This window comes from Streptomyces sp. cg35, assembly GCF_050410835.1.
GTDB lineage: Bacteria > Actinomycetota > Actinomycetes > Streptomycetales > Streptomycetaceae > Streptomyces.
In genome coordinates this window covers 495,741-513,201 of the sequence record NZ_CP191268.1, presented here as the reverse complement: position 1 = coordinate 513,201, position 17,461 = coordinate 495,741, and the positions used below count along the sequence as shown (strand labels likewise).

Annotated in this window: 11 protein-coding genes; 4 read left to right on the top strand and 7 right to left on the bottom strand. The window is 71.9% G+C overall.

Going from position 1 to position 17,461, the window contains the following annotated elements; translation table 11 throughout:
* The first annotated feature begins 328 nt into the window (after nucleotides 1-328).
* The gene (locus ACQUQD_RS02590) at nucleotides 329-559 is read left to right on the top strand and encodes a hypothetical protein (RefSeq protein ID WP_428950258.1); all 231 of its coding nucleotides are present in this window, start codon (nucleotides 329-331) and stop codon (nucleotides 557-559) included.
* On the opposite strand, the gene ACQUQD_RS02585 is transcribed toward ACQUQD_RS02590, so the two are convergent.
* Nucleotides 504-1,187: a flavin reductase family protein gene (locus ACQUQD_RS02585; RefSeq protein WP_428950257.1), complete on the bottom strand. Its 684-nt coding sequence runs from the start codon at nucleotides 1,185-1,187 to the stop codon at nucleotides 504-506. The genes ACQUQD_RS02590 and ACQUQD_RS02585 overlap by 56 nt on opposite strands.
* 84 nt (nucleotides 1,188-1,271) lie before the next feature.
* The gene (locus ACQUQD_RS02580) at nucleotides 1,272-2,219 is read right to left on the bottom strand and encodes a helix-turn-helix domain-containing protein (protein WP_428950256.1); all 948 of its coding nucleotides are present in this window, start codon (nucleotides 2,217-2,219) and stop codon (nucleotides 1,272-1,274) included.
* A gap of 91 nt (nucleotides 2,220-2,310) precedes the next feature.
* Between ACQUQD_RS02580 and ACQUQD_RS02575 the strand changes: the two genes are divergently transcribed.
* Nucleotides 2,311-6,546 carry a S8 family serine peptidase gene (locus ACQUQD_RS02575; RefSeq protein WP_428950255.1) on the top strand — a complete coding sequence of 1,412 codons (4,236 nt, stop codon included), beginning with the start codon at nucleotides 2,311-2,313 and terminating at the stop codon, nucleotides 6,544-6,546.
* Between the two features lie 75 nt (nucleotides 6,547-6,621).
* Here ACQUQD_RS02575 and ACQUQD_RS02570 read toward each other — a convergent pair whose 3' ends face one another.
* Nucleotides 6,622-7,797 carry a TIGR03364 family FAD-dependent oxidoreductase gene (locus ACQUQD_RS02570; protein WP_428950254.1) on the bottom strand — a complete coding sequence of 392 codons (1,176 nt, stop codon included), beginning with the start codon at nucleotides 7,795-7,797 and terminating at the stop codon, nucleotides 6,622-6,624.
* Between the two features lie 127 nt (nucleotides 7,798-7,924).
* On the opposite strand from ACQUQD_RS02570, the gene ACQUQD_RS02565 reads away from it, so the two are divergent.
* Together ACQUQD_RS02565 and ACQUQD_RS02560 are read left to right on the top strand one after the other, a co-directional pair.
* Complete coding sequence (locus tag ACQUQD_RS02565) at nucleotides 7,925-8,716, top strand: GntR family transcriptional regulator (RefSeq protein ID WP_428950253.1); 792 nt, start codon at nucleotides 7,925-7,927, stop codon at nucleotides 8,714-8,716.
* Nucleotides 8,713-9,399, top strand: coding sequence for a phosphonatase-like hydrolase (locus ACQUQD_RS02560; protein WP_428950252.1), 687 nt, complete (start codon nucleotides 8,713-8,715; stop codon nucleotides 9,397-9,399). The genes ACQUQD_RS02565 and ACQUQD_RS02560 overlap by 4 nt, the downstream gene beginning before the upstream one ends.
* Before the next feature lie 6 nt (nucleotides 9,400-9,405).
* On the opposite strand, the gene pgm is transcribed toward ACQUQD_RS02560, so the two are convergent.
* The 4 genes from pgm to ACQUQD_RS02540 all read right to left on the bottom strand — a co-directional run bounded on the left by pgm (nucleotide 9,406) and on the right by ACQUQD_RS02540 (nucleotide 17,435).
* On the bottom strand, nucleotides 9,406-11,028 hold the full coding sequence (pgm, locus tag ACQUQD_RS02555) for a phosphoglucomutase (alpha-D-glucose-1,6-bisphosphate-dependent) (RefSeq protein ID WP_428950251.1): 1,623 nt from the start codon (nucleotides 11,026-11,028) through the stop codon (nucleotides 9,406-9,408).
* A gap of 73 nt (nucleotides 11,029-11,101) precedes the next feature.
* The gene (locus ACQUQD_RS02550; RefSeq protein ID WP_428950250.1) at nucleotides 11,102-11,821 is read right to left on the bottom strand and encodes a Clp protease N-terminal domain-containing protein; all 720 of its coding nucleotides are present in this window, start codon (nucleotides 11,819-11,821) and stop codon (nucleotides 11,102-11,104) included.
* A 66-nt stretch (nucleotides 11,822-11,887) separates the two neighbouring features.
* A complete protein-coding gene (locus tag ACQUQD_RS02545) occupies nucleotides 11,888-12,922 on the bottom strand; it encodes an aldo/keto reductase (protein ID WP_428950249.1) in 1,035 nt (344 codons plus the stop codon).
* Between the two features lie 199 nt (nucleotides 12,923-13,121).
* A complete protein-coding gene (locus ACQUQD_RS02540) occupies nucleotides 13,122-17,435 on the bottom strand; it encodes a discoidin domain-containing protein (RefSeq protein WP_428950248.1) in 4,314 nt (1,437 codons plus the stop codon).
* Nucleotides 17,436-17,461: the final 26 nt, after the last annotated feature.

The following is a 17,461-nucleotide window of genomic DNA, read 5'->3' as shown; positions in this document are numbered from 1 at the left end:
TCCTCCTGCTTCCCGTTCCGCCGTGGGCAGCCGGACACGGCCGCGTTGACCTGCGGTGACGCAGGCGTGGGTGCCGTCGGGGCCGAGTCGGTTGTACACGGCATCTATATGTCGAGCGTGTGTCATGGCGGCGGGCCGGGTCAACGCGGCCGTAACGTGCCGGGCGGCGCGACCCGGAGGATTTCGGCCGCGCCGCGCCGGACCGGCCGGAGTGATCCCCTTCGCAAATCCCTTGCTGTGCGGGCTTCCCGGCTTCGGTTGCCTCGGGCGACCAGTGCGATCCGGCCATCGGCAAAGGTTTGATCAATCCTGCCGGCATCGTCGGCGGATGACTCCCTGGGAACGCGCGGAGCGACTCGACGCCGACCGCTTGGCCGACGCCCTGCGCGCGCGGACGGGGACGCGACTGACCGCGGAGGGTCCTGTTCCGGCGGGCAGGTGGGCGCTGCGGCCGGCCTGGGCGCACATGCGCCTGCGCATGACGGACCGGACGATCCGTCACTTCACCCCCGACGAGGTGGAGCACTGGCTCGACCTCGCCGAGCGGCGCCTCGACTGACCCGCGCCGCACCGGCCGTCTCGCTGCGGTACGTGTGCCCGAGCTCGGGCCCGAGGCCGAAGTAGTGGCGGAAGTTGTAGACGAGCGGACTCCACGCCACCGGGTCGATGTGGTCGGTGCCGGGCACGACGATGTCGGACGTGGCGTGCACCTGGCGCACCGCCGCCTCGACGACGACGAAGTCACCGCCCGTGTCGGGCCGTACGGCCACGGCCCGCGCCTCCAGTTGCAGCGGGCACTCGGCGACCCGCGGCGGCCGCACCGCGACCGACGGCTGCGGCGTCAGGCCCGCCGCCGCGAACTTGTCCGCCTCGAAGCGGCAGCCGCGCGGCTTCGAGGCGGGCACCGGGTCCCGGCCGGTGAGCGGGGCCAGCCGCTCGACCGCCTGCCACAGGCCGGGCCCCGGCAGGCTGACCACCACATCGGGGCGGGTCGCCAGGTTCCGTGCGGTCTGCCCCTCGGCGCCGAGCCCCAGCACGAGCGTGCGGCCCAGCGCCCACGCCGAGGACATCGGGGCCAGGTTGAACGTGCCGTCCGGATTCTCCGTCGTCAGCAGCACCACGGGCGTGCCGAAGTACAGGACGCCCGGCTCGACGGACAGATGAGGCAGCGAGGTCGCGGTGGTCATGGACGGGAGCGTAGGCAGCGATCGGTTCGGCGCCCGCCGAAAGGTGCCGGGCCGGTCCCGCCCCGGGGGCGGCCGTGGTCCCGGTCAGATCCACCCGCGGCGCTGCGCGATCACCCCGGCCTGGAAACGGTTGGCCGCGCCGAGGAGTTCGTGCAGCCGGCTCGTGCGGCGCCGCATGGTGCGCACCGACCAGCCGAGCTGACGGGCGATCGCCTCGTCCTTCAACCCGCTCACCAGCAGCGACAGCATCAGTCGGTCGTCCGCGTCCAACGGACCCTCGGCGGGCGCGTCCAGCGGCTCGGCCGCGGCCCAGCACAGCTCCCAGTGGTCGATGAGCGCGTCGAGCAGTGCCGAGGGCCGGATCACCGCCGCCCGCACGTCGGACAGGTCCAGGGAGAGGGGCAGCAGCGCGATGCGGTCGTCGGCGATCGCCAGCTTCACCCGCAGCCCGGACAGCACCCGCGCCTGCTCCCCGTGCGCCACGAGCCGCCGGATGTCGTCGAGCACCCCGGGCCACTCCAGCGCCTCGGGCGCGTACACGGCGCGATAGCCGACGCCCTCGGCGAGCGCCGTCTCCTCCACCGGGTTCGCCGTGGTCAGCGCGTACGGCGGCCGGTCCAGGGTGCGGACCTGGTGCCGCGCCTCCTGCTGCAGGCGGACGAACCAGCGGCCCAGCGCCTCGCTGCCGTGCACGATCTCGACCTCCTCACCGCCGCCGTGCCGGCCCGCCGAGAACAGCCGGGACAGCTCGGCCGCCGTCGACCGGACGCGGTCCAGCTCGGCCGCGCGCGTGCGGACCAGCGCGTCGACGGCGTGCTCGGGGTCGATCGCCGCGTACCGCCGGCGCGTTCCGGACAGCCGGCCGACCAGCCCCAGGTCGTGCAGCCGGGCCAGGGCGCGGCCCACCCGGTCCGCGGAGCACGCCAGTTCGTCGCCGAGCTGCCCCGGCGAGGCGGCCTGGCGGGTGAGCAGGGCACGGTAGACGGCCTCGTCGAACGGGTCGACGCCGACGGCAGCGAGCTGATCGGTCATGCCGGGATCCTGGCCCATGTGTGCCAGCGGCAGCAATGGGCCGCGGTGATCCATTGTGCGGGCATCGGCCGGGCGACTACCAAGTGCACGCATGGGCAACCACATACGACACACACGACGCGGCGTCCGAAGACCCCTGCACGCCGCGCTGACCGCCGCCGTGCTCGGCGGGCTGCTGGGAGCGGCGCCCGCCGCCGAGGCGGCCGGCGCCCCCGCGCGCACCCGCGTCATCGTCGAACTCGACGGCGCCACCGCACTGGAGGCGCCCCGGGGCGCCACCCGTGACGCACGCGCCGCCGACGTCCGGGTGGCTCGCGCGAAGATCGACGACCGGCAGGACACGGTGATCGAGGCGGCCGAGGACGCGGGCGCGGCCCCGAAGGCCGTACGCCGCCTGGGACTTGCCCTCAACGCGGTCGCCATGACCGTCGACGAGGACACCCTGACCCGGCTGCGCGCCCTGCCCGGCGTCAAGGCCGTCGTCCCCGACACCCGGATGAAGGTGCAGGCCACCGACGCCCACGAACTCGTCGGCCTCCCCGAGGTCTGGCAGCGCCCCGCGCCCGGCGGAGGGAAGGCCACCGGCAGGGGCGTGACCGTCGCCGTCGTCGACTCGGGCGTCGACTACACGCACCCCGACCTGGGCGGCGGCCTCGGCGAGGGCCACAAGGTCGTCGGCGGCCACGACTTCGTCAACAACGACGACGACCCCATGGACGACAACGCCCACGGCACCCACGTTGCCGGCATCATCGCGGCGAAGGCGGCCGGGAGCGGCGGCGTCACCGGCGCGGCGCCGGACGCCCGGCTCCTCGCGTACAAGGTGATGGACGCCGACGGCTACGGCGACACCTCCGCGATCGTCGCGGGCATCGAGGCGGCGATCGACCCCGCCAACCCGCACCGCGCCGACGTCATCAACCTCAGCATCGGCGGACCCGGCGACGGCACCGACCCGCTCGGCCTGGCCGCGAGCGCCGCCGTCGACGCGGGCGTCGTGGTCGTCGCCTCCGCGGGCAACGAGGGCCCCGGGGCGTACTCGGTCGGCAGCCCCGCCGCCGCCCGGGGCGTCCTCGCGGTCGGCGCCTCCACCAGCGGGATCGCCGTGCCCGAACTCCGCCTGGCCGGACAGCGGGAGACCCTGGAGACGTACCGCGGACTGGTCTCCGCCAACCCGCCGGACACGCCCGTGACCGGCGCCCTGGTCGACATCGGCACCGGCAGCCCCGAGGACTGGGAGCGGGCCGGGGACGTACGCGGCAAGACCGTCCTGTACGCCTTCCCGCCCGCCCGCGGCGAGGGCGACACCGTCTACGCGGACGACCTCGCCGTGTACGAGCAAGCGGAGAAGCGCGGCGCCGTCGCCCTGGTCGGCGGTGTCGCGAACAGCGGCGGACCGGTCGTCGCCGGCGGCAGGGAGCAGCAGGAATCCGACGGCGCGCCCGTGCCCGCGGACAGCGGACGGCGCCTGGCCGGTTCGGGCGGCGACCTGCGCATGGACCACCTCGTCGTGACCGGAGTCGACCGCATCCAGGGCCAGGAACTCACCGAACTCGCCGCCCAGGAAGCCAAGGTGACGCTCTCCGGCCGGGACTCCAGCGACGAGATCGCCTCCTTCTCCTCGCGCGGCCCCGACCAGAACCTCGGCCCGAAGCCTGACCTCGTCGCCCCCGGCGTCGAGATCCGCTCGACCGTGCCCAGGAGCATGGTGGCCTCCGGCGCCTGGCGCATGTCCGGCACGTCGATGGCCTCGCCCCTCGTCGCGGGCTCCGCGGCCCTGCTGCGCCAGTTGCAGCCCGACCGCCCCGCCATCGAGATCGGCGCGGAGCTGACCGGAACGGCCCACCGCCTCAAGGGAGTCGACACCATCGCCCAGGGCGCGGGACGGCTCGACGTCGCCGCGGCCGCGGCGGCCGCACTGACCGCGTCGCCTGCCAGTGTCTCGTTCGGCCTCGCCGACATGGGCGGATCACGCGTCACCGGTACCCGCACCGTCACCCTGCACAACACGTCGAAGCGCACCGTCAGCGGATCGGTGTCCGTCACCGGCGACGCTGCGCGCGTGAGCCCGCGCCGGGTCACCGTCCGCGCCGGAGGCAGCGCCACCGTGCGACTGACGGTCGACGCGCGCCGCCCCGACACCACCGTGCACCTCTCCGGAGCGATCAGCGTCACCGGCCGCGGCGCTCCGTCCCTGACGGTGCCGTACCTCCTGGAAGCGGCCCCGCTGTACGTCGACGCCAGCCCCGACCCGTCGTCGGGCGCGAGCACCGCATACGTCTACACGCCGACCCCGCTGACCGCGCCGCCCGTCCTCACGGTCGACCCGCCGCGCGGCCGTACGTACACCAAGGCCACGCGCGCGACCGGCAACCCGCACTACTTCGCCGCCGACCTCACCGGCACGACGGCCGGGACCTACCGGATCACCGCGCGCGCCACCGCCACCGGCGGCCAACGCCAGTACGGCAGCGGCGGGTTCGAGGTCACGCAGGAGAACGCGGACGGGGCGACCTGGCAGCCGGTCGGACCGAACAGCGCCGACGGACGCGTCACCCTGGCCCCGGGTGCCCCGAAGCAGGCGGTCATGACGCAGGGCGGCAAGCCGGGCGCCTGGCTCACCACCGACGCCGGCCGGACGTGGACGGAGCGCAGCCGCACCCCGTTCACGGGCGCCTCCACCGGCGAGCCCTCGCTCGTCGTCGACGCCCACGACCCGGACCGCTGGTGGTCCGCGATGACCGCCGTGTCCTGGTCGGTCGCCGCCGGTGGCATCCTGCGCACCGAGGACCGGGGGCGGACCTGGGAGCGCCTGAACGCGCCCGACACGTCCTACGACGAGCTGGTCGCCGACGCCGACACCCATGTGCTGGCGGCCCTTTCGAGCGACGGTCTCCTCGTCAGCCGCGACAAGGGCGACAGCTGGCAGGCCGAGGACCTCGGGCTGCCGGGGGACGTCCTGCAGATCGCCATGGGCGGCGACGACCTGTACGCGTGGTCCGGACGCGCCCTGTGGGTCGTGCGCGGCATGGCCGGCGACGGTCCGAAGAAGGCCGAGCGCATCTACTCCGCGGCCGAGGACGGCTCGCAGGTCCTCGCGGGCTTCGACGCCGACGGGCCGCTTGTCGCGGTGCGTGTGCTCGGCAAGGGCGGCGGCCTGTTCATCAGCAGTGACAGCGGCCGGAGCTGGGGCGCCGGCCAGGGCGACGGCCGCGGGCTCGTCACCGTGAGCCGCGGCGAGATCCTGCGGGACGGATCGGACGGCACCGTCCGCGTCAGCAAGGACGCGGGCGCCACCTGGCAGGAGATCGGCAAGCCGGTGTCCGGCACGGTGCTGTACGACTACGACCGCTGGGCCGACGGCAGTTACACCGTCAGCGCCGCCTCGGCGGGCATCTACCGCGGCGGGGACGGGAGCCCGGGACAGCGGCGGATCGGCGTGCAGGGCGAGGGCGTACCCGCGCTCGCCGTCGCCGACGGGTCGCTGCTCGCCGGGACGAGCGTCGGCATGTACCGCACCGCACTGCCCGTCGCCTCCCCGGAATGGGGCCCGGGCGAACACGAAGGCACCACCGGTACCCAGGTCACGGCGATCCGCGTCTACGCCCGCGACAGCAGGATCGTGTGGCGCACCTTCGAGAGCCTCGCCGGGCTCTCCGTGCAGAAGAGCACGGACGGCGGGCGCACCTGGGAGGAGAAGGGGCAGCTCGACGGGAACGCGCTCGCCCTGCTGGTCGACCCGCGCGACCCCGACCGCGTCGCCGTCTCGTACGCCCGGATCGACGGCCCCGGCGTCTACACCACCACCGACGGCGGAGCCCACTGGAAGAGCCTGCGCAAGAACGACGAGTTCCGCGCGCTGACCGCCGACCCGGACAGGCCCGGACGGATCTGGCTCGGCGGATACGGCGGGCTGTCCTACTCGGACGACTTCGGGAGGACCCTGACGAAGGCGGCCGACGGTGAGGTGTCCGCGCTCGGCACCGACGGCGACCGGCTGATCGTCGGCGGCACCGCACTGCGCTGGTCCTCCGACGGCGGCCGCACCTTCCACACCGCCGACCACGGCGGCCTGCGGATCCAGGTGTCGGGCGTCGTCAAGGCGGGCGGTGCCTGGTACGCGGGCACCACGGGGCGCTGGGTTCCCGGTGAAGTCCCGTACGGTGCAAGGGGAGTTCTGAAGTCCACCGACGGCGGGCGCACCTGGCGCAACGTCTCCGGAACCCTCCAGAACACCGACGTCCTCTCACTGGCCGCCACGCCGGACGGGCGGAGCCTCTACGTCGGGACGCAGCTGGGAGGAGTGCACCGGCTGGGTCTGAAGTGAGCCGGGGAAGGGGGCCCCATGTGAGGGGAGGGGCCCCCTTCCTCATCCTTCTCAGGCCGCCTCGCGCCGTCCTCCTCAGGCGGTGGCGCGCAAGGTTCCGTCGAACGTCGCGGCGGCCAGGCCGAACGACAGCGTCATCCCGACACCCGACGTCACGGAGAGGGCCCGCACGCCCGGTGCCAGGTCCCGCACGAGCAGCGGCCCGCGCGCGCTGCTCGCGTACACGCCCTGCCAGCGCTCGGTCACTCGCACGTCCCGCACCCCGAGGACCCGCGCCACCTCGCGCAGCAGCAATGCCGGCACCGCCTCGTCCTGGAACGGGATCTCCGTCGTGTCGTACGCGTGCGAGTCGCCGACCAGCACCGTGCCGTCGGGCAGCCGCGTGAACATCACGTTGGCCCCGATGTCGAGCAACTCGGCACTGTGACCGATGACTTCGTCGCGCAGTGCGGCCGCGGAGGGCGTCGCCGTGAAGGCGTCGTAGCGCAGCATGGACGTGGCGGTCAGGACCGCCGCGTCGGTCCGGAACGCCGCGGGCGCCTCGACGCGGGCCATCGACAGGCGGCAGCGCTCGATGCCGTGCGCCTCGGCCTCCCGCGGGTAGAGGCGGTCCAGGTCGTGGCCGACGCAGACGAGGACCTGGTCGCCGTGGACCGGGCCGCGGCTGGTGTGCACGGTGCCGGACTCGACGCCGGTCACGTTCGTGCCCCACAGGACGCGCACCCCGGGCTGCTCCGCGAGCCACGCGGCGATCCGGGGCGCCGCCTCGCGCGGATTCACCCGCAGATCGGCCGGCAGCAGCGCGCCTCCGGCCAGGTCACCCCGCTCGTCCGCGGGCCGGCCCAGCGCGTCGCCCACCTCGTCGCGCGTGCGCAGCCGCACCGCGTCCGTGCCGCGCTCCTCGCGCAGCTCCTCCAGGACGGCCAGCTCCGTCGCCGACCGGGCCACCACCAGGGCGCCCGCCTCCGGCGCCCACAGGCCGGCCCGGGCCGCGGCGTCCAGCCAGCCCGTGCGCGAGCGGGTGGCGAGGTCGAGCAGTTCCCCGCGCTGGGCGGTGACGCAGCAGTGCCCGAAGTTGCGCACGGAGGCGCCGACCGGCCGCCGGTCCCGCTCGACCACCGTGACGCGCAGGCCGCGGCGCACCGCTTCGACGGCGTGCGCGAGACCGACGATGCCGGCGCCGACCACGACGAGGTCGCTGCGGTCGCGCGGCAGAGTGACAGGTGTGGAGGGTGCGGTAGTGATGCTCATGCCGTCCAGCCTGCGCAGCGGTGATCGACTCCGACAAGAGCTATCTATACAAGTTTCCTGGATGTTTACCTGCTGGGCAGCGGATCGAGCCTTGCGTCGCGCGGCGCGAGGCTGCGAGACTCAACTTGTGAAGACAAGTGAGGACGGGCCGCTGCACCAGCGGCTCGGAGCGGAGTTCCGACGGCGGATCGAAGCGGGGGAGTGGCCCGAGGGGCATCCCGTGCCGAGCGAGGCCCAGCTGTGCGAGGAGTTCGGCACCTCGCGCGGCCCGGTCCGGCAGGCGCTGGCGCAGCTGCGCGCGGAGGGACACCTGGTCGGCGGCCGCGGCAGACCGCCGCTCGCCCGCCGGGTCACGCCGTCCCAGCCGTTCGCCTCGCTGATGTCGTTCACGCAGTGGGCGCACTCCATCGGGCGCACCCCGGGACAGGTCACCATCGAGGTCGCCCGCCGGCGCGCGACACCGGACACCGCCGCCCGCCTCGGCCTCGACGAGGGTGCCCCGGTCGTCGATCTCGTGCGGCTGCGGCACCTGGACGGGGTCCCCGCCATGATCGAGCGCTCCACGTTCGTCCTCGACGCGGGCACGCATCTGTTCGCGGTCGACCCCGACGCGGGGTCCGTCTACGAGGCCCTGACCTCCCGCGGCGTCGACCTGCACCACGCGCGCCACACCATCGACGCCATCGCCGCGGACCACGCCGACGCCGGTCTCCTGGACGTGACGGAGGGTCAACCTCTGCTGCGGGTAAGGCGGTTGGCGTTCACGAGTGACGGCGCGCCCGTGGAGTACGCGGACGACCGCTATCTGCCGTCCATGGCCACCTTCACCATCGAGAACACCGTCGGGGGCCGCACCGTCGCCGGTCGCGACCGCTCCGACGGCGCATCGCCCCGACCCACCGATAAGGAACCCCAGTGATCGAACTCGCCGTCTTCGACATGGCAGGCACGACGATCGAGGAGCACGGCGCCGTGTACGAGGCGCTGCGCCACGCCGTCGAGTCCACCGGCGTGGCCGTCGCCCCCGCCGACCTCCAGACCTGGATGGGCACCGACAAGCGCGAGGCCATCGCCGCACTCGTCCGCATCGGCGGCGGCACCCCCGACGCCGACCTGGTCGAGCGGCAGTACGGAGCCTTCCGCACGTTCCTCAAGAAGCGCTACGAGGACGTGCCGCCGCAGCCGATAGCCCACGCCGACACGGCACTTGCGGAGCTGCGCGCCCGTGGCGTCAAGGTCGCGCTCACCACCGGCTTCAGCGACGACGTCGCCCTGCCACTGCTCGCCTCGCTCGGCTGGTCGACCGGAGAGGGCGGGAACCTCGACGCCGTCGTCACCTCCGACGAGGTGCCGCGCGGCCGGCCCGCGCCGTACATGATCCACCGCGCGATGGAGAAGACGGGCGTCGCCGACGTGCGCAAGGTGCTCGTCGCGGGCGACACCGTCGTCGACCTGGAGGCCGGGACGAACGCGGGGGCGGGGGTCGTCGTGGGCGTGCTCACGGGCCAGCTGACCCGCGAGCAGCTCGAAGCCCACCCGCACACCTACGTGGTGAGCGGTGTCGCGGACGTCCCCGGTCTCCCGGAGGCCGCCCGCGACTGAGGCCGCTCAGGCGAGGGCCGCGTCCACGATCGCCTGCGCCTCGCTCTGCACCTGCGCGAGATGCTCGGCCCCGCGGAACGACTCGGCGTAGATCTTGTACACGTCCTCCGTACCGCTGGGCCGCGCCGCGAACCACGCGTTCTGCGTGGTCACCTTGACGCCGCCGATCGCCGCGCCGTTGCCCGGAGCCTCACTGAGCCGGGCGGTGATCGGCTCCCCGGCGAGGGTGTCCGCGGTGATCGCGTCCCCCGTGAGCCGGGACAGCCGGGCCTTCTGCTCCTTCGTCGCCTTCGCGTCGATCCGCGCGTACGCGGCGCCCGACGCCCCGTACTCCGCGGCGAGTTCGGCGTAGTACACGGACGGCGTCTTCCCGGTGACCGCGAGGATCTCGGCGGCCAGCAGGGCGAGCAGAATACCGTCCTTGTCGGTCGTCCAGGTGCCGCCGTCCTTGCGCACGAAGCTCGCCCCGGCGCTCTCCTCGCCGCCGAACGCCACCGAGCCGTCGACCAGACCCGGCACGAACCACTTGAATCCGACGGGCACTTCCACCAGATCGCGGCCGAGCGAGGCGGCGACCCGGTCGATCACGGCGCTCGACACGAGGGTCTTGCCGATCGCGGCGGACGCCGACCATTGCGGCCGGTGCGAGAACAGGTAGTGGATGGCGACGGCCAGATAGTGGTTCGGGTTCATCAGGCCCGCGTCCGGGGTGACGATGCCGTGCCGGTCGGCGTCCGCGTCGTTGCCGGTGAGCAGGTCGTAGTCGTGCCGCCGCGCGAGGACCGACGCCATCGCGGGCGCCGACGACGGGTCCATCCGGATCTTCCCGTCCCAGTCCAGCGTCATGAAGCGCCACGTCGGGTCGACCGCCGGGTTCACGACGGTGAGGTCCAGCTCGTACATGTCGGCGATACGGGACCAGTAGTCGACGCTCGCGCCGCCCAGCGGATCGGCGCCGATCCGCACGCCCGCCGCGCGGATGGCGTCCACGTCGATGATGTTGCGCAGGTCCTCGACGTAGTGCTCACGGAAGTCGTACGGCTCCGGGGCCGGTTCGTCGACCGTGCGGGGCGTCCAACTCGCGTCCTCGAGCAGGGCGTTGGCGCGGTCCGCGATCCAGGACGTGGCCGTCGAGTCGGCGGGGCCGCCGTGCGGCGGGTTGTACTTGAAGCCGCCGTCGCGCGGCGGGTTGTGGCTGGGCGTGATGACGATGCCGTCGGCCCGGTCGGCCGGCTCCGTGCGGTTCCAGCGCAGGATCGCGTGGCTGAGCGCGGGGGTCGGCACGAAGCCGTCGTGCGCGTCGGCCATGACGCGTACGCCGTGCGCCGCCAGCACACCCAGCGCGGTCTTGAGCGCGGGCTTCGACAGGGCGTGGGTGTCCGGGCCGATGAACAGCGGCCCGGTGATGCCCTCGGCCGTGCGGTGCTCGACGATGGCCTGGGTGATCGCGGCGATGTGCTTCTCGTTGAAGGCGCCGTCGAGGCTGGAGCCGCGATGGCCACTCGTGCCGAAGACGACGCGCTGTTCCGGGCGCGCGACGTCGGGCTCCCTCGTGTAGTAGGCGTCGATCAGCTGGTCGAGGTCGACGAGATCGTCCGGCCGGGCGGGGGTTCCTGAGCGGTCAGTCATGGGAGCAGTTTCCCACCCGCCGCTGTGCGCCCGGCCGGGGACCTGGCCGTCCGCTGCGTATGTCGCGCGGTCCTCAGTCGTGCTCGGTGAGCGAGGCGAGCGCGGCGGAGATGGTCGCCTCGGCCTCGGCCTTGCCGATGCCCAGGTCCGCGAGGACGCCCGACCCGTTCTCCTGCTCCAGGAGCGCGAGCAGGATGTGCTCCGTGCCGATGTAGTTGTGCCCCAGGCGCAGCGCCTCACGGAACGTCAGCTCCAGCGCCTTCTTCGCCTCGGCGTCGAACGGCACCAGGGCCGGCATGTCGTCGCAGGCCGCCGGGAGCAGCGCGGTCGCCGCCTGCCGCACGGTGTCGAGCAGCACGTCCTGCGCGAGGATCGCCTTGGCGCCGAGGCTGTCCGGCTCGTGCAGCAGGCCGAGGACGAGATGTGCCGTGCCGATCGTGTTGCTGTTCGCGGCCCGCGCCTCGTTCTGCGCGTTCACCACCACGTTCCTGGCGCGCGGGGTGTAGCGGTTGAAGCCCTGGCTCGGGTCGAGGTCGTTCTCGGAGCCCTTGGGCACGAAGCGCTTCTGCGCGGCCTGCCGGGTGACCCCCATGCTCTTGCCGATGTCGGTCCAGGAGGCACCGGAGCGGCGGGCCTGGTCGACGAAGTGCCCGATCAGGTGATCGGCGACGTCGCCGAGGTGGTCCGCCGCGAGGACGGCGTCCTGCAGCTGGTCGAGCGCGTCGGTGTGGACCTTCTTGATGGCCTCGATCAGGTCGTCGAGGCGGACGTTCGTGCCGACTGGATTCGTCATGAGGCAACCGTAGGTTGACAGTGTCCGGGTGTCAACGTCGGGTTGACACCCGGATGCGGTGGTCGCTCACACGGTCGGCGGGTTCAGCTGCCGGAAGCCGTCCTGGGTCCGGTACGGGTAGTACGGGTACGGCACCTTCACCTCGCTCGCCGCGTCCAGCTTCGCGACCTGGTCGGGCGTCAGCTCCCAGCCGACCGCCCCCAGGTTCTGCTTCAGCTGCTCCTCGTTGCGGGCCCCGATGAGGACCGACGAGACGGTGGGGCGGCGCAGCAGCCAGTTGATGGCGATCTGCGGGATCGCCTTCCCGGTCTCCTCGGCGATCTCGTCGAGCGCGTCGACGACCCGGTACAGGTGCTCGTCCTCGATGGGAGGCCCGAACTGCGCTGTCTCGTGCAGCCGGCTGTTCACCGGGAGCGGCTGCCCGCGCCGGATCTTCCCCGTGAGCCGGCCCCAGCCCAGCGGGCTCCACACCAGCGCGCCCACGCCCTGGTCCTGGCCGAGCGGCATCAGCTCCCACTCGTAGTCGCGGCCGACGAGCGAGTAGTACACCTGGTGCGCCGCGAAGCGTGGGCGCCCGTGCTTCTCCGCCTCCGTGAGGCCCTTCATCAGCTGCCAGCCCGAGTAGTTGGAGACGCCGGTGTAGCGGATCTTGCCCGCCTCGACCAGGTCGTCGAGCGTCGAGAGGACCTCCTCCACCGGCGTGCCCGCGTCGTAGGCGTGCAGTTGGAACAGGTCGATGTAGTCGGTGTCCAGGCGGCGCAGTGCCGCCTCGGTCGCCTTGATCAGGCGTGAGCGCGAGACCCCTGCGTCGTTCGGTCCTGTGCCCGTCGGCAGGGCCGCCTTCGTGGAGATCAACGCCTGGTCGCGGCGGCCCTTGAGTGCCGCGCCCAGCACCTCCTCGGACGCCCCGTCGGAGTAGACGTCGGCGGTGTCGAACAGGGTGACCCCGGCTTCCAGGCTCAGATCGACCATGCGCCGGGCCTCGTCCACGCCTGACGTGCCCCAGGCCGAGAACAGGGGGCCGCGCCCGCCGAACGTCCCGGCTCCGAAGCTGAGTGCGGGGACCTTCAGGCCGGACGTCCCCAACTGTCGGTACTCCATGTCGATCCCCTTGATGGTCGGTCGTGTTGCCTCGTCGAACTCACTAACGGGTCGTGCGTTCCGTTAGTTCGTGACGTAACCGTACCAGGGGAGGGGCCCGTAATGGAACCAGGGCCCCTTTAGGTGTGAGAGGGGAGGCGAGAAGGGGGTGACCGGGCCCGCGGCCCGACCACCCCCTTCTGCTGTGCCGTGTGACGCGCTACGGCTGAAGGTTGATCTTGAACGTGGACGTCGTGTTGCGGACGTCCACCGCGTTGTCGCTCAACTTCAGGTTCTTGAAGGTCACTTCACCGACCGCCGGGCCCTGACCCGACTCCGGCATCTCGTTCGCCCACAGGCCGAAGCCGGACTTCGCGTCGTACGCGTCGCCGCTCTTGCGTGCGCCCGAGATCGTGACGTCGGTCAGGATCGTGTCTTTGATCGGGAACTGAGCCTGTCCTCCTACGTAGTTGGTCTGGAACATGATGCCGCTGTAGGTCGGGTCGACGATGTCGACGTCGTTGACGCGGATGCCCTGGAACACCTTCGAGGCCGAGAACATCCAGATCCCCGGGAACGTCTGACCGTTCCAGAAATGGCCGCCGGAGCGGACGATCGAGGTGTTCTCCAGGGCGGTCGGACCCGTGCCGAACCCGTTCATCGGATACCCGAAGTCCAGCGAGCTGATGGTGACGCCGGAGTAGACGAGGGTGTCCGCGACGAGGATGTTGCGGAACGTGTTGTCGTACCCGCCGTACACGGCGATGCCCGCCGCCCGCCACGTCAGCAGCGAGGTCAGGTTCTCGAACACGTTGTTCTTCTCGTCCGCGCCGCCCGCGTCGATCGCCGAGAACAGCGCGAAGCTGTCGTCGCCGGTCGCCCGCGACTCGTTGTTGACGACGTGGTTGTCCGTCGAGCCGTTCGTCATGTTGACGCCGTCGGCGAAGGTGTCCCGGATCCGGGAGTTCTTGACCGTGATGCGGTCGGTGTTGGCGCCCCAGTACAGGCACACCGTGTGCTCGTTCCACACGTCATCGATGGTGATGTCCGCGACGTTCGAGAAGTCGAAGACCTTGCCCGGGCCGTCGATGCGGGACGTGTAGTTCCCGAAGAACGAGAAGTGCGCGAACGTCGACCCGTTCGCACTCGCCTCCGCGCGGAACCCGGCGTCCGTGTTCTCCTGCGACGACGGCGTGCGGAACCGGGTGAACCACGGCCCGGCGCCGACGACCTTCACCGCCTTCCCGTAGACCTGGAACTTGTTCGACGTCTCGTAGTCACCGGCCGGCAGGTAGACCCCGACGAGCTTGCCCGTCGTGTCCATGCGCACCTTGTCCAGCGCGTCCTGCACGGCCTGCTGCGAGAAGCCGGTCGGAACCGCGTAGGTCGCCGGGTCCGGGTTGGGCAGCGCGGTCGCCTGCTCCAGGTTCACGAAGTCGATCGCGTACGTGGTGTCGTTCGCGGCGTCCTTCTGCAGCCGGATCTTGCTGCCCTGCGGCACGGTCTGCCCGAGCAGCAGGTTCGCCTCGTCGTAGATGTGCCGGGGAGCGCCCGCGCTCGGCGCGTTGCCGGGCCCGGTCTCCGCCCCGTACAGCCAGGCGTACTTCGAGGTCAGGTCGATGGCCTTGAGGAACTTGCCGTCGACGTACACGTTGAGCGTGGAGTTCTTCCCGCCGCCACCGGCGGCGTCCGGGATCGAGAAGCGCGTGACGAGCGTGTTCGTCGGCGCCTTGGTGGTGAACTCGACGTAGCTGCCGGTGCTGTCGAGCGTGACGGCCTTGCGGCCCGAGGCCTCGCCCGCCAGGTCGCCGACCGTGCGGTTGGGGCCGAGGACCTTCGCCCCGCCGCCGACCGTGCCGTCCTCCGCCTCGTACATGTCGTACGGCATGCTCGCGCCGCGTCCCACGAACAGCGGCTGCGACGACGTGTTGTTGTCGCGCTTGACCGGCAGCTCATTGGCGTCGGCGGCGATCACGGTCTTCACCGTGAACTTGCCCTTGCCCGCCGTCCACGTACCGAGCTTCACCGCCGCGGTCGTGGCGCCGGCCGCGATCGCACCGTCGTAGGACCCGGTGAGCGTCTTCACGACCGTGCCACCGGAGTCGGTGACCGTGAGCGTGATGCCGTGGCTGCCCGCCGAACTCGCCTGGTTCCCCTGGTTCTTGAGGACGGCGGAGAAGGTGACCGTGTCGCCCTCGCCCGGTGCGCTCGGCGACCAGGACACGGGGGAGGCCACCAGGTCGGCGCTGGTCACCGGCTTGACGACGAGGCCCGTCGGGCTCGTGTAGGCGTTGTTGTTCTCGTCGCGCTCGACGACCTTGTTGCCCGGGTCGACGACCGCGCCGACCTGGTACGTGCCCGCGTCGCGCGTCCCGATGTCCGCGCTGACGGTCGCCGTCGCACCGGCCGCGAGGGCGCCCACGGAGGCGGACCCCACCTTGTCGGAGCCGAGCTTGAAGTCCAGGTCGGTCGCGGTGCTCGGCTGGGTGCCCGCGTTGCGCACCGTCGCCGACAGCGTGATCTTGTCGGACTCCACCGGCGACGCCGGGTTCGAGGTGATGCCCGTGACCTGGAGGTCCGGGTTCGGCGCCGGCTCACCCAGCACCTGGAACTCGGCCAACTGGCCAGCCGGAGCACCGGAGTTGGCGGTGAAGACCAGGCGGACGTCCGCGACGCGCCCGGTGACCGGCACCGTCACCGAGTTCCCGCTCGACGGGTTGAACGTGTAGTCCTTCGCGGCAGCCAGCGTCGTGAAGGACGACGCGCCCTGCTCGCGGCCCTGCACCTCGATCTTCTGGGTGCGGGTGGACCACGCGGCGTCCGGGTTCAGCTTCAGGACGAGCGAGGAGACGTCCGCGTTCGCGCCGAGCTTCACGGTCAGGCTGTTCGGGTAACTGCCCCCGCCGCCCTCCCAGTACGTGCTGGTGTCGCCGTCGACCGCGTTCTCGGCGACGTACGTGAACGTCGAGGACGAGGCCGTGATCGGCTTGCCCACGGCCAGGTTCACCTGGTCGCTCGTGGAGCCGTTGCGGGTCACGGAGTTGGAGCTCGCCGACTGGTTGCCCGCCGCGTCCTTGGCGCGCACCGCGTACGTCACGGTCGCCGAAGCGGGCTGCGTGTCGGTGTACGAAGTGACGTCCCCGGCAACCGACTTGAGCAGGGTGCCGTTCGCGTAGATGTCGTAGGCGGTGACCTTCACATTGTCGGTCGACGCCTGCCAGGTCAGCTTGACCTGCCCCTTGGTCGCCTCGGTGAAGGCCAGATTCCCGGGCGCGGTCGGCGCCTGCGTGTCACCCGAATCGCCCTTGCGTGTAACCGAGTTGGAGTTGGCCGACTGGTTGCCTGCCGCGTCCTTGGCGCGCACGAAGTACGTGAGCGTCGCCGACGCGGGCTGGTTGTCGGTGTAGGTGAGCGTGTCACCGTCGACCGACGCGCGCAGCGTCCCGTCCGCGTAGATGTCGTAGCCGGTGACCTTCACATTGTCCGAGGCGGCCTTCCAGGTCAGCTTGATCTGACCGGTCGCGGGCTCGGTGTAGGCGAGGCCGCTGGGCGCGCCCGGCGCCTCGGTGTCGCCGGTCGTCGGCCCGAACACCTCCAGCTCGGAGAGCTGGCCCGCCGACTGCCGCGTGTTCGCGGTGACCTGCACCCGCACGTACCGAGTGGTGACCGTGTCGAAGGACAGCGTCTGCGTCTGCCCGTTCGACGCGCTGAACTCGTACGCCTTCGACGCGACCAGATCGCTGAAGTCCGTGCCGTTCGTGCTGCCCCGCACCGTCAGCGTCTGCGTCCTGGTCTCCCACCCGGACGGCAGCCGCAGCACCACCCGGTTCACACGTACCGAAGCGCCCAGATCCACCTGGACCCATTGCGGCAGCGCGTCGTTCTGGGACTCCCAGTAGCTGGCGATGTCGCCGTCACCGGCGTTCGCCGCCGTGTACATCTGCGTGGTGGAGCTCGCCGTGAACGTCTTGCCGCGGGCCAGGTTGACCGACGAGTCGCCCGTGCCGTGCACCTCCAGCTCCGACAGCTGCGCCGCCTGCCAGCCGGTGTTGGCGCTCACCACGATCCGCACGAAGCGGGTCTGCGTCGCCGGGAAGGACACCGTCACCGTGTTCCCCGAGCCGGGGGCGAAGGTGTACTGCGCCGACGACTTGAGCGTGTCGAAGGAGGTGCCGTCCGCGCTGCCCTGCACCGCCAAGGTCTGGTTCCGGCTCTCCCACGATCCCGGAAGGCGCAGCACCACCTCGTCGACGCGGGCCGTCGACCCCAGGTCGGCCTGCACCCACTGCGGCAGGCTGGAGCCCGAACTCTCCCAGTACGTACCGGCGTTGCCGTCGACCACGTTCGCCGCCTTGTACTCCGCATTGGCGCTGCTGGCCTTCGTCGCCGCGCCCGCGGCGAGATTCGGGCCGCCCGCGGCATGCCCGGCGACCGCCGGCAGGCCGAGGAACGCCAGCGCGAGAGCGAGGAACGCGACCGTGAGGCCGCGTCTTCTGCTCCGCCATCTGGATCTGAGCAACGACTGTCCGAACATGCTTCCCCTGTCCCTGCACAGGTCGT

Bases quoted from the DNA above. Each gene is read 5' to 3' on its own strand.
- ACQUQD_RS02590 (WP_428950258.1), top strand. From the start codon at position 329: ATGACTCCCTGGGAACGCGCGGAGCGACTCGACGCCGACCGCTTGGCC.
- ACQUQD_RS02585 (WP_428950257.1), bottom strand. From the start codon at position 1,187: ATGACCACCGCGACCTCGCTGCCTCATCTGTCCGTCGAGCCGGGCGTC.
- ACQUQD_RS02580 (WP_428950256.1), bottom strand. From the start codon at position 2,219: ATGACCGATCAGCTCGCTGCCGTCGGCGTCGACCCGTTCGACGAGGCC.
- ACQUQD_RS02575 (WP_428950255.1), top strand. From the start codon at position 2,311: ATGGGCAACCACATACGACACACACGACGCGGCGTCCGAAGACCCCTG.
- ACQUQD_RS02570 (WP_428950254.1), bottom strand. From the start codon at position 7,797: ATGAGCATCACTACCGCACCCTCCACACCTGTCACTCTGCCGCGCGAC.
- pgm (WP_428950251.1), bottom strand. From the start codon at position 11,028: ATGACTGACCGCTCAGGAACCCCCGCCCGGCCGGACGATCTCGTCGAC.
- ACQUQD_RS02550 (WP_428950250.1), bottom strand. From the start codon at position 11,821: ATGACGAATCCAGTCGGCACGAACGTCCGCCTCGACGACCTGATCGAG.
- ACQUQD_RS02545 (WP_428950249.1), bottom strand. From the start codon at position 12,922: ATGGAGTACCGACAGTTGGGGACGTCCGGCCTGAAGGTCCCCGCACTC.
- ACQUQD_RS02540 (WP_428950248.1), bottom strand. From the start codon at position 17,435: ATGTTCGGACAGTCGTTGCTCAGATCCAGATGGCGGAGCAGAAGACGC.